11 protein-coding genes are annotated in these 10,771 nt (G+C 53.8%); all 11 read right to left on the reverse strand.

Annotation, left to right across the window (positions count from 1 at the left end; all coding sequences use genetic code 11):
• Nucleotides 1-37: 37 nt before the first annotated feature.
• The 11 genes from AC2FLO_RS21190 to asnB all read right to left on the reverse strand — a co-directional run bounded on the left by AC2FLO_RS21190 (nucleotide 38) and on the right by asnB (nucleotide 10,251).
• On the reverse strand, nucleotides 38-415 hold the full coding sequence (locus AC2FLO_RS21190) for a hypothetical protein (RefSeq protein WP_496811749.1): 378 nt from the start codon (nucleotides 413-415) through the stop codon (nucleotides 38-40).
• Between the two features lie 142 nt (nucleotides 416-557).
• Nucleotides 558-734, reverse strand: a complete 177-nt coding sequence (locus AC2FLO_RS21195; RefSeq protein WP_496755196.1) for a hypothetical protein — start codon at nucleotides 732-734, stop codon at nucleotides 558-560.
• On the reverse strand, nucleotides 731-2,035 hold the full coding sequence (locus AC2FLO_RS21200; RefSeq protein WP_496755194.1) for a DUF6538 domain-containing protein: 1,305 nt from the start codon (nucleotides 2,033-2,035) through the stop codon (nucleotides 731-733). Before AC2FLO_RS21200 ends, AC2FLO_RS21195 begins: the two co-directional genes overlap by 4 nt.
• A gap of 37 nt (nucleotides 2,036-2,072) precedes the next feature.
• The gene (locus AC2FLO_RS21205) at nucleotides 2,073-2,264 is read right to left on the reverse strand and encodes a hypothetical protein (protein WP_496755192.1); all 192 of its coding nucleotides are present in this window, start codon (nucleotides 2,262-2,264) and stop codon (nucleotides 2,073-2,075) included.
• Complete coding sequence (locus AC2FLO_RS21210; RefSeq protein ID WP_496755191.1) at nucleotides 2,257-2,430, reverse strand: hypothetical protein; 174 nt, start codon at nucleotides 2,428-2,430, stop codon at nucleotides 2,257-2,259. The genes AC2FLO_RS21205 and AC2FLO_RS21210 overlap by 8 nt, the downstream gene beginning before the upstream one ends.
• Before the next feature lie 266 nt (nucleotides 2,431-2,696).
• Nucleotides 2,697-3,914 (reverse strand): GNAT family N-acetyltransferase, encoded by a 1,218-nt coding sequence (locus AC2FLO_RS21215; protein ID WP_496755203.1) that lies wholly within the window; start codon nucleotides 3,912-3,914, stop codon nucleotides 2,697-2,699.
• Nucleotides 3,915-3,916: 2 nt separating this feature from the next.
• Nucleotides 3,917-4,888, reverse strand: coding sequence for a glycosyltransferase family 2 protein (locus AC2FLO_RS21220; RefSeq protein ID WP_496755189.1), 972 nt, complete (start codon nucleotides 4,886-4,888; stop codon nucleotides 3,917-3,919).
• A 350-nt stretch (nucleotides 4,889-5,238) separates the two neighbouring features.
• A protein-coding gene (locus AC2FLO_RS21225; RefSeq protein ID WP_496755187.1) for an IS5 family transposase occupies nucleotides 5,239-5,996 on the reverse strand; the annotation gives its coding sequence in 2 pieces (ribosomal slippage) (nucleotides 5,239-5,675 and nucleotides 5,675-5,996; 759 coding nt in all).
• 167 nt (nucleotides 5,997-6,163) lie between these two features.
• Nucleotides 6,164-7,267 carry a Gfo/Idh/MocA family protein gene (locus AC2FLO_RS21230; RefSeq protein WP_496755186.1) on the reverse strand — a complete coding sequence of 368 codons (1,104 nt, stop codon included), beginning with the start codon at nucleotides 7,265-7,267 and terminating at the stop codon, nucleotides 6,164-6,166.
• Nucleotides 7,264-8,271, reverse strand: a complete 1,008-nt coding sequence (locus AC2FLO_RS21235; RefSeq protein ID WP_496755184.1) for a glycosyltransferase family 2 protein — start codon at nucleotides 8,269-8,271, stop codon at nucleotides 7,264-7,266. The genes AC2FLO_RS21230 and AC2FLO_RS21235 overlap by 4 nt, the downstream gene beginning before the upstream one ends.
• A 168-nt stretch (nucleotides 8,272-8,439) precedes the next feature.
• Entirely contained in the window at nucleotides 8,440-10,251 is a 1,812-nt protein-coding gene (gene asnB, locus AC2FLO_RS21240; RefSeq protein WP_496755201.1) for an asparagine synthase (glutamine-hydrolyzing), read from the reverse strand.
• Between the last annotated feature and the right edge of the window lie 520 nt (nucleotides 10,252-10,771).

Genomic DNA, 10,771 nt, shown 5'->3' on the forward strand with positions numbered 1-10,771 from the left:
AATCAATCCAACCAGATGAGCCACATCCTCTCTTAGATCAGAGCGCCATCTGTCCCAAAATCCCTGACGACGGACACCATCCAATCACTGGAATTGAACTTACTAGAGTTCCTGCAATCGCTCCAAATACAACTCCGAAGCTTGTATTCGGATAGGCTTTGATGATTTCGAGAACCGTTTCAAGAATCTTTTGGCCGATTTTGATGACTGTCTCTCCCACTCGGATTACCTTCGTGGCGACCTGAAACAAAAGCGCCTTCGCATCAGCCGAGACCGCCAAATTGTCGATCTTTGCCTTCAGCTCTCCAGACGATAAGCCCAATGATGCCAATGACTGCAACTCTTCGGCGGAAACATCAGATATTTCCTGAGAGACCGCCTCGCCGGTATCGTCCGCTATCCCACTAACCTTCATCGCAAACCTCTTAACTCAACTACGTAAACAGCTAAAATATCGGTATTTTCCATCTCATTCTCGCCGCGTAATTTCGAAGCGGCAAGAAAAAAATGTCAAGGTGATCCCCCGGCAACCCGCTAAGGGCCGCCGAGGGATAGGTTTACGAGGGTGGTCTCCGGTTGACGACATAGTCAGCCAACCACTGCCAGTAGGCTTCAGCGTCACGGAACCCCTGAGCTTGAGCAGCCAGATCTTCCGCTGCCTTACGGGTGCACCCGCCATCGTATTCAGCGATAGCGGCCCGTTCCTCAAACGCATCAATGTCCGGGAAGCTCATGTCGGCAGTCTTATCTGATCGACGATCGACCGGCGTTGCTCGTCGCTGATGCCCGCTGAGTAGATGCCGTAGGTAATCCCGTTTTCCGATCGAGCCGATTTGTGCCCGACCAGAGAGGCGGTGAAGTGCTCAGGAACACCTGTTCGTTCGCATTGGGTGATGAACCACTTGCGGGTCGAGTGAAACACCAGACCCGGTTTCTCCAGATTCAGCCTTCGCCGTAGTCTCGCAAACCCCTTGGTGACGTGAGCTACGGTCAGGTCAGGGAACAGAGGGCCATGGCTAGGCAGTTGCCGGAAGGTCTCATCCAGCACGGGGTGCACCGGAACCAGTCGCTCTGCCGCGTCGGTCTTCAGCAGACGCAGTTCGTTGGGTCGAACATGCACGAAGCAGCCGAGGTTGCCCTTGGCCACGAGGTCTTCCCGGAGCAGCCCGACCGCTTCCCCCGCTCGCATTCCAGTCAACAGGCAGGCCAGCAGCACGGAATGAAGCTCAGGATCACGCGCCGCCAGAAGTCTGGAGACCTCATCGTCGGTCGGAACCGCATAGGGTTGAGGGCGCACCTTCCGGTCGAAGGGTACCGTCCGGAACGGATTGACCTCCAGATGCCCCTCGTAGACCACCCAGTCGAGGAAGTGATTGACCTGTGACCAGATACGCCGCTGGGTTCTGGCGGTTATCGTCAACGACCCTCGGGACGAGTAGGTAACGAGTTGGTCCAGGGTTAACCCCCGGGTCCGTTCCGACTTGCCGATCATCGGGGACAGTTGGGCTATTGCCGTCAGGAACTCTCGCCCCTCCGCCCGCGTCAGACTGCAAACCGATCGGTCACCATATCGGCTCGTGAACAGCCCGACGGAGTATCGGACCGACTTGAACCCGCTGGGTCGCAGTTGACTACTGCGCCCGGCGAGATAGGCGCGGCTCAGGTCCCGGATCACCACCTTTACCGGTGCGACGGGTCGGGTGAAGGCAGGGCCATCCAGATTGCATCCAGAGTCCCCCAGAGTGGCCCGGAGACGGACGAGAGACGATTCTGGTTGGTCGACCCAATCAGGAACGTTAGCGTTGCTCTCCGTGCCAGACAGGGCTTCCTCTGCCTTGCCCCGAACTTGCTCCACCAGTGTTTCAAACCGGGCATTGACTTCAGCGGCACGAACGCGGGCGGTGTTACGGTCACCGGTCTTGAGGCTTTGCTTCAGCGCCTGAGCGCCCAGCGCGAGAGCGACGTCAACGGGATAGTTGCGTCGGTAGAGCCACGTATGGCCCTTCAGATAGGCATAGCGAATGTGAGCAGACATGAGTCTCCTCCTTTCAGATTTAGGATTTGGGTTGGGTTCAGTCAGTGGAGACGCGTCTGACGATCATCTCCCGGTCCGGTTCGCCGTAGGTACCAGCCAGAGGGCCGGTGACAGCAAAGCCGGTCACGCAGTCTTCGAACACCTCGTCTACACGGAACAGATGTTCAGGGACGTCATCGAAGGCGCAGACGACCACGACGTCACCGGGGTTCAACTCAAGCTCAGTCATCATCGCCTCCGTGTTTCCACGTCCAGAGGACCGCCAGCAGAACCAGCGCCGAGACAGCGGGGTGAGAACGAGCAATCACCCAGAGCATCGTCGTCAGGACAGCCTTGGGTGGTGGGTGCAAAAGAAAACCCCCGACGAGAACGCCGAGGGCAGACAGGTATTTCATGGATCATACTCCTGCAGTTACTTCTTTATTTAGATGCAGGGGTTCTCTCAGTTTTGATGGGTGGCACCGGCAGTGAGCGTGATGTGCAGTTTTGCTGCCTTCGATACTCCTCGCATCAACGGCTGCCCTCACAACAGCGCATGCCAACCATATAGTTAACGGATCTTAATTTTCTGCAAGATGTGGAGAGCTCCGCGTGTAACACGATAAAATGCATAACAATCTGATTACAGCCTCCTACAAGGTGATGGAACAATGTGCTACGTTTAAAGCCTTGTTCGTATCCAAACACTCCAAAGAGCCTGGGGGCGGATGCCAAGACGCGGTCGGATTCTCAGAAACCAGAGATTGAAGTAGAACAGGTGGATCGCGTCCACCCAAAGCAGAAACACACTAGCCCGAAGGCGCGCGACAGAGCCGGCACCGGTAAGGACTAGGCTGTGGATGGGGACCAATTCGCCGCCATAACTGAGTTTGTAATCGTATTCTCCAGCCCCAGCTTCGACCAATTGAATGCCCGCATCAATTAGTTCCCCCGCACGTTCCACCAGGCCGACGCGACCCAAAGCAACCTTCTTGAACCGGGGACCGATGGCGCGAGCGTTAAGCCACCAATAAGCCTTGTTGCCAGAAGAAAAGCTCAACTGGCTCGACAGCAGGGCGTCACCTTGCCATTGCTCGTCAATAGCAGCGTGTTTGTCCGGGGCCAGACGCAGAAGCAGTGTACGATAGAACTCTGCTGCAGGCAGCCAGTCCGAGAAATGCCCACCTTTTCCAGCTTCTTGCCACTGTTTCGTGTGCAGTTCGATGAGCCGATCCATCATAATGTCGATCGTGTCGGAGTTCGAGGTGATATTCCGAAGCGGCGCATTCTGGATCAGACGCTTGATATCCCGCCGTATCTCTCGACGGCGGCTCTTCGATAGTGCCGCAATGAAGCCATCTCGGTTCTCGGGCAAATCCATCAACGTATGACCACGATCAGTTTGGTCTCTAAGCAACGAAATCGTCGCGCTATTTGTTTCCATGTCGCGAATAGCTTCAAGCTGCGACGATCGCTCTGAAAGGGGCGACAGACTAATTGCCGAGCAGCTTATCTCTTGCTTCAGATGATCAGAAACTGCTCGAAGTACCGCGTTTTCATACCCGGCAACAATCGGGAGGTTCATCACTGCAAAATAGTAGTCCACTCCAGCCAAACGGGCAACTCTCATCGGCCCAACTGGGCTCCAAATAGTCTCAACACAGAATGGTAGAATGCCGACGATTTGGTCACGATCCCGCAGAATGTAATTAACAGGTTTGCGGCTTCTAGAAAAACTGGGCCCATAATGCTGCCACCAAGCCGCCTGCCATTCGGTCAGGAAATAGACCTCGGCTCCAGTAAGTGAGACGAGTGTATCCCATCCCTCCTTCAAGGCTTGCTCATAAAGCGACGACTCAACGCATTCGAGCGAGAGAGGCCGGGTAAGATTCCCATTCATTTTCACGTGGCTGGTTCCTGCCCAAACAAGTGGAAACGGATGGCGACAAAATTCAGTCTTAAATTGGCTCTACTTTCAGGGGTTGAGCGGGCCAACGAAATCACTCCGAAAACGCCCCCGCGAATTATCGCGCTACCTAGGAAAACTGCGCGCGCGCAGAGCGCCCCGACCCTACCGTAATGCTTACGCACGTAGATCATTTTGCTTTTATGTAGTTGTACATACATGCGAGACTTGACCTGTGAAGTGCTTTTTGACCCGCCTTCGAGATGCAGTATTCGTGCCTCGGGAGTGAAAACGCAGCGCCATCCTGCGTTGCGGATGCGTCGACACCAATCGGCCTCTTCAGCGTAGATAAAGAAGGCCTCGTCAAGTAACCCAACATCATCCAAAACGCGGCGCGGAAGCAGCATGAACATACCCGAAACCACATCGACATCACGAGTGCTGGTACGGTCCCACCAGCCATATTCGGGGCGACCGAACCAAGGGTTGCAAGGGGCCATCCGAAAGAGACCGAATTCGATCAGTGCAAGGTTTAAAGGTCCAAGATCGGCAAAGCCAGTGGGCTGTATCGTATTTTGGTCTTCAAGTACTTGACATCCAACACAGCCAACATCCTCGTGGGCATCAAGCCAAGCGCACATCACGTCGATTGCGCCATCTAGAATGATCGTATCGGGATTTAAAAGCAGGACTTTCTCACCGGTGGCTTTGCTTAGCCCCTGATTATTGGCGGCAGCAAAACCCCTGTTGTCCGTATTTGCGATCAGGTAAACGCCCGGAAAAAAACGCCGCACCATTTCGATCGAGCCATCCGTAGATGCGTTGTCGACCACGATGATCTCATAAGGAAGAGTAGTCTGATCGATAATCGACGCAAGGCAATCATGTAAAACCTTACATGTATTCCAGTTTACGATAATGATCGAAACAGTACTGGCTGCATTCGCTTGATCGCGTTTCGCAAACATGGCGGAAGGAATCCTACAACAAATATGACTTGTAATTGAAAGATAGGACAACAATTTTAGGCTCAGAACCATAGCGCGATAAGTTTTCGACTGATTTCAGCATCGCTGTACTGCCGCACGGGCAGTTCATAGGGTTCCGCCGACATACACTTCTGGAACGAAAACCTTGTTGTTTCAAAAAATCGTTTCTCACTGCCTAACTTCAAAGTTGCTGTGCATCCTCTCATTTTAAGTAACGCTTTCTCTGCGCCGCTTATGACAAAGTGGTTATTACTCGCATCGAAATGGGTGCCGCCAAACGCCAGACCGGGCATCCGTTGGCGAGACTGAAATAGCCTTAGGGTCAGGACTCATAGCCAATAGATGACGAGAGCTGCGAGGGCGATTGCTGAGAGGAAGACCTTCGGGCACCTGTCGTAACGGGTTGCCACACGGCGCCAATCCTTGAGCCTGCCAAACATGATCTCGATCCGGTTGCGGCGTTTGTATCGGCGCTTGTCGTACTTTACCGTTGTCTTGCGCTGCTTCCGACCGGGGATACAGGCGCGTATCCCTTTGTCTTTCAACGCTTCTCGGAACCAATCGGCATCGTATCCGCGATCTCCGAGTATCCAATCGATATTCGGTATGCCGCTGAACAGAGCCCGAGCACCGATGTAGTCGCTGACCTGTCCTGCGGTTATAAACAGGTACAGCGGGCGTCCCTGACTGTCGCAGATGGCTTGCAGCTTGGTGTTCATGCCGCCCTTGGTTCGGCCAATCAGGCGTCCACGCCCCCCTTTTTGACGCCCATGCTGGTCGCTGTCCGGTGAGCCTTCAGATAGGTCGCGTCGATCATCACAGTCTTCTGTTCGCCGTGCTCGGCGGCCAGGACAGCCATCATTCGCGCGAAGATGCCCTTGTCGCTCCACCGTTTCCATCGATTGTACAGTGTCTTGTGCGGTCCATAGGCAGCAGGGGCATCCCGCCACCGCAAACCATTGCGATTGATGAAGATAATCCCACTCAACACACGCCTGTCATCGACGCGCAGCTTGCCGTGGGGCTTCGGGAAGAAGGGCTCCAGACGCGCCATTTGCGCGTCCGTAAGCCAGAAAAGATCAGACATGTTCACCGCTCGTTTTTGAACCGTGAATCACGCCGCAAAACGGAAATCAATGGGTCCTGACCCTAGCGATCTGGGGTTCAGTAAAAATTGGGAAGTTGCCGAAACCAACGCAGCTCTCTCGGTTCGCCGCCAAGACAGCCTTAATTAGCCCGGCTCAATTCGCGTTATTAAGCAGTATTTCCAAAACAGCCGTCAGAACGCAGCCTTTCGAGACATTCCACGATTTCCACAGACTCTGAGAGCGGCATGACCGGGCTTTCGAGAATCCCAGCGCGAACACAGCGTGCGACCTCAGCAGCTTCGAATTGATATCCGAACCCGGAAAACGGGTAACTCTGCGTCGAACGCTCACGACGGATGAGCTGGCGCAGAAGGGGTGCGTAGCGGCGGCGAAGGCGAATGAGTATTGGGTTAGTGCGGCTCATTCGATCTAAGAGACTGTCTGGCTCAATCTTCAGCACTCCGGAATCAGGTTGCAGCGATCTTGTGAGTAAAAGCCTCTCGGGCGCATAAAGCGGCGCATCGAGTTCAAAGCTCCCCGCCGTACCGGTCACAAGCGCCCGGTTCCTCAACCGCTGATCGAAGCCGCACGAAAGCGAAGCCAATGAACCCGAAGGAAATCGCAATGTGATCGTAGCGCGCGCGTCCACCCCGTTTGGCGCATTTCCTACGAGCATCTGTCCGGCCTCTGGCCGACCAAACAGATAATAGGCCAGCGAAAGGGGATAGATACCGAGGTCAAGTAGTGCGCCACCCCCGATTGTCCTGTCATAGTTCCGGCTCTCAGGATCGTAGGGGACCGAAAATCCCAATTCAGCGTGAAGCATCCTAACCTCGCCGATTTCACCTGATGCGATGCGCATTTTTAGAGCGCGGATAGCGGGGATGAACCGCATCCACATCGCCTCCATGCAGAATGTGTCGCATCGTTCGGCGAGCGCCGCCAACTCTCGAGCTTGGCCCGCTGTAACCGTGAATGGTTTTTCACAGAGAACTGGTTTTCCTGCCTTGAGCGCCAACGAAACGTGCTTGAAATGGAGAGCGGCGGGCGTCGCCACATAAATTGCATCAATCTTAGGATCAGTAGCAAGCTCAGCATAGTTAGCAAGGTTGCGTATTGAGCCTAGTTCCCTCGCTATGGCCTTGGCCCGCGAGGAGCTTCGCGAAGCAACGGCTTCGACCGCATGGCCGGGCAGCTGCCCAACGGACCGACCGAAGTTCCTGGCGACGGCTCCTGCGCCCAACAATCCCCAGCGAAAACTGTCGTTCATTCAACTTGCCGTTTCTGCAACCGCCCAAGAAGCGTAACTGCGGCGACCTGCAGCGGATCGTAGATCCGCCTCGGGAGAAAAAAAAGTGCATATGCTGCGCTCAGAGTTATTAGTGTGCGACGCGGGTCTTCGATAAATATCCTAGGGAAGCAATTCAGCGCCTGGTTGATATAAGAAACCGCTTCCTTGCCGTTGCCCGCCTCGATCAATCGGCGAGCAAGGTACCGCAAGTGATAGGCGCGCGCCGCCGTGCCATATTGCGACACCAATTTGGGCGCGTATCTCCGCACCCGCTTCAACCCGTTCTGGAACGCAGCCTGCTTGGTGTCCGGAGTGCCTGCAATTCCGTCAGGCACAATCCGGTACAAAGTCAATCTTTCGGGAATGCCTTCGAAAAGCCAGCCAGTCTGCGTCGCTATGCGCACCCAGAGCTCGACATCCTCCCAGCGTGCGGCCTCGTCATCGAAATACATTATCTCGCGCCGTCCATCTCGTTCCACCTCGAATTTGATGTCTTGAAAAACCTCGTAGCGGATTACCGGCACCGATCCATTTCCAATTGGGTTTCGGCATAAAATTTCGCGGGGATCGATTCCGGTAAGTTTCGGCACTTGAAAGAGGCCCAGCGTCTTTCCGTTCACGTCGATGAATTCGCTAGGTCCATAGCTGATGCCCACCTCAAGGCGACGATTCAGGTGTTCGATGTGTTTCTCAAGCTTCTCGGGCAGCCAGATGTCGTCATGGTCTATGAAACCTATGAAGTCACCAGTGGCCTGGCTAATACCAAAGTTTCGCGAGCGGCATGGCCCTGTATTTTCGCGCGTGAAGACCCTAATCCGAGAGTCCGAGAAGCTGCGACATATGTCCCCGCTATTGTCGGGACTGCCGTCATCGACAACAATCAGTTCCCAGTGGGTGTGAGTCTGCGCGAGAACCGAAGCGACCGTCTCGCGGATGTAACGCTCTGACTTATACAACGGTAGTATGATTGAGACGCGTTGCATGGGTTAACAACCCCAGTTTACGGATTCGACATTGATGTTAGTTGATCACTTCTTCTTCCGCCATCCCCACGGCGACAACCATTCGCTTCGTTTAGGCAAGAACGCATGCAAACAAATTTCGATGCGTATTTTGGTTAGGGATTTTGACTGAGAAAAGATTCTATGCGTTCATTCAAAGAATTCTCTAAGAAAGATCTCGAGAGCGTAGAGCGCCCAAAGCGATTTGTCGTGGTTAACACGTGACTCAAAATGTTCGCGTTCGATGTTCGCGAGTAACGTAGTTTCTAGATATCCACTGCAGATCGAACTCGGCCCAAGAACAAGATCGTTGAACTGCTCGCGAAGTTGCCCACGGAACCAAGCTGCCACAGGTAGACGGAACCCGTTCTTAGGCCTGCGAAGAACCGCCTTCGGCAGACGTGGACCCAAGGCTTTCCGTACTATCCGTTTTGTAGCAGATCCCTTAATCTTCCAATCATCAGGAAGAGTCGCCGCGAATTCCGCGAGATTGATGTCCATGAATGGTGCTCTTGCTTCCAGCGATGCAGCCATGGTCATCAAATCCATCCGTTCCAAAAGGTTGTCTGGCAACCATGAGCTTTGATCAAAATGCAGCACACGTTGCAGGGGAGTTGCCCCGCTCATCGTCGAAAATGGAACTTGGGATGTAAAGGTTATTGGTATCCTGCCTTTCCACAATTTCTGTCTCTCGGATACATTAAAGGCCCCGAACCAAGCAATCATCCGATTCTCAAAACTACTGGCTGATAAAGCTCGCGCTGCTATCCGTGCCCGCCGCATCAGGTTAGGCGATAGCGCTGTGGCACAAAGCACTGCTGAACCCACTGACTTAATTAGCGGCTGAGACCAACCTCCCAGGATGGTCTCGACTCGATGCTTCGGGTAGCCGCCAAAAACCTCGTCCACGCCTTCGCCCGACAGGACAACCTTAACATTTTTCGAGGCTTCCCGGGACATTAAATAAATCGGAAGGGACGCGGCTTCGGCCAGCGGGCTTGCCTGATGACGGCTGAGTTTGGGCATCAGACCTAAGATATCTGTATCGTCGAATTCAATAGCTGTGTGCTTTGCGCCTAGCGCCGCAGCGGTTTCGGCGGCCTCGGCGAGTTCGGATGCAGGGTCCCCTCTGTAACCAATTGAATATGTTCGGATGTTTGATGCTCCGAGATGAGCCAGAGAAGCAACGATCGAGGACGAATCCAATCCGCTGGACAAGAAGGCACCGAGTGGAACATCGGCTCGAAGCCTGATCCTCAGAGCCTCGTCAAATATCTCCAGAAACTCTTCTATCGCGTCTTCCTGCTTAAGTGACTCTAGAACAGGTTCCTCGGGAGGTTTCCAATACCTAACGATCCGATGTCGGTCGCGGCCTACGACCACATAGCTGGCAGGAGGCAGCTTAAGGATACCTTCAAAGAACGTTTCGGGGCCGGGGCAATATCGCCATTGAAGGAATTTCCACAAAGCTGAAACGTTTAACTGACGCCTTACCAACGGGTTTTGAAGGAGAGCCGAAATTTCCGAAGCAAATACAAAGTAGGAACCGGATATGTCGTTCCCGTGTGAATAGAAGAGCGGTTTTTTTCCGAAGGGATCGCGCGCGATCACAACTTCACGATTGCTAGAATCATGAATTGCCATCGCGAACATGCCGCGAAATTCGGCAAAGCAATCAAGTCCCCATGCACGAAAGGCTTCTAGAATGACTTCCGTGTCTGACACTGTTTGGAATCTGGCACCGCGGGTCACCAGTCGGGCGCGCAATTCTTCAAAATTATAGATTTCACCGTTGAATATGACAGTATATCGGCCGTCATGACTTTTCATTGGCTGACCCCCACCTGGAAGGTCGATTATAGAGAGGCGCCTGTGTCCAAGAGCGGCAGTTCCTCCGCCTGCGTGCGGTAGGAAAACCTCACCATGACCATCTGGACCGCGATGGGCTATCTTTTCGCACATTACTTCCAGAGTTTCCGGAGGAAGCCTCGGCGTACCAATCCAACCAGCTATACCACACATTACATCTGAACCTTCAAGAATAGATGGCCGGTAACCTAGAAAGAGCTCACCGGTATTGTTTTGCATAGCATTGAAACTATTAAGTTAGTACGAGGAACCCTAGCCATATTTTGTTAGAACTACTCTCTGATGTAAAAATCGTTAGCTATGGACCCTGACGCTCCATTCCGCCCGTCGCAGAGCCTAGCGAATGCCCCCGAAACCGCCCCAGTTTCGGTCACTGGTCGGAAAAGCTCTTAGGTTTCATCGGAGGGCAAGGATTCCTACCACCCCAGCCAAATCTCGTTTTTCGAGGAAATTTGGTCGCTGCGCGCATCTGAACGGGTGGCAATTGCCGTAGTTTTCGCCAAGAGATCAAAGGGTTGGCGGAAGGTGGCGACCACCTGAGCCTCCCCAACTGAACTGGTCCACCGTTATGTTTAGGAAACGGAGGACCACGAATGGCAAACAAGAGACCGAA

Source organism: Ruegeria sp. TASC047, from assembly GCF_059612445.1.

What these genes read in the sequence shown, in the direction of transcription:
- AC2FLO_RS21190 (WP_496811749.1), bottom strand. Translation starts at nt 415, where the DNA reads ATGAAGGTTAGTGGGATAGCGGACGATACCGGCGAGGCGGTCTCTCAG.
- AC2FLO_RS21195 (WP_496755196.1), bottom strand. Translation starts at nt 734, where the DNA reads ATGAGCTTCCCGGACATTGATGCGTTTGAGGAACGGGCCGCTATCGCT.
- AC2FLO_RS21200 (WP_496755194.1), bottom strand. Translation starts at nt 2,035, where the DNA reads ATGTCTGCTCACATTCGCTATGCCTATCTGAAGGGCCATACGTGGCTC.
- AC2FLO_RS21205 (WP_496755192.1), bottom strand. Translation starts at nt 2,264, where the DNA reads ATGACTGAGCTTGAGTTGAACCCCGGTGACGTCGTGGTCGTCTGCGCC.
- AC2FLO_RS21210 (WP_496755191.1), bottom strand. Translation starts at nt 2,430, where the DNA reads ATGAAATACCTGTCTGCCCTCGGCGTTCTCGTCGGGGGTTTTCTTTTG.
- AC2FLO_RS21215 (WP_496755203.1), bottom strand. Translation starts at nt 3,914, where the DNA reads ATGAATGGGAATCTTACCCGGCCTCTCTCGCTCGAATGCGTTGAGTCG.
- AC2FLO_RS21220 (WP_496755189.1), bottom strand. Translation starts at nt 4,888, where the DNA reads ATGTTTGCGAAACGCGATCAAGCGAATGCAGCCAGTACTGTTTCGATC.
- AC2FLO_RS21230 (WP_496755186.1), bottom strand. Translation starts at nt 7,267, where the DNA reads ATGAACGACAGTTTTCGCTGGGGATTGTTGGGCGCAGGAGCCGTCGCC.
- AC2FLO_RS21235 (WP_496755184.1), bottom strand. Translation starts at nt 8,271, where the DNA reads ATGCAACGCGTCTCAATCATACTACCGTTGTATAAGTCAGAGCGTTAC.
- asnB (WP_496755201.1), bottom strand. Translation starts at nt 10,251, where the DNA reads ATGTGCGAAAAGATAGCCCATCGCGGTCCAGATGGTCATGGTGAGGTT.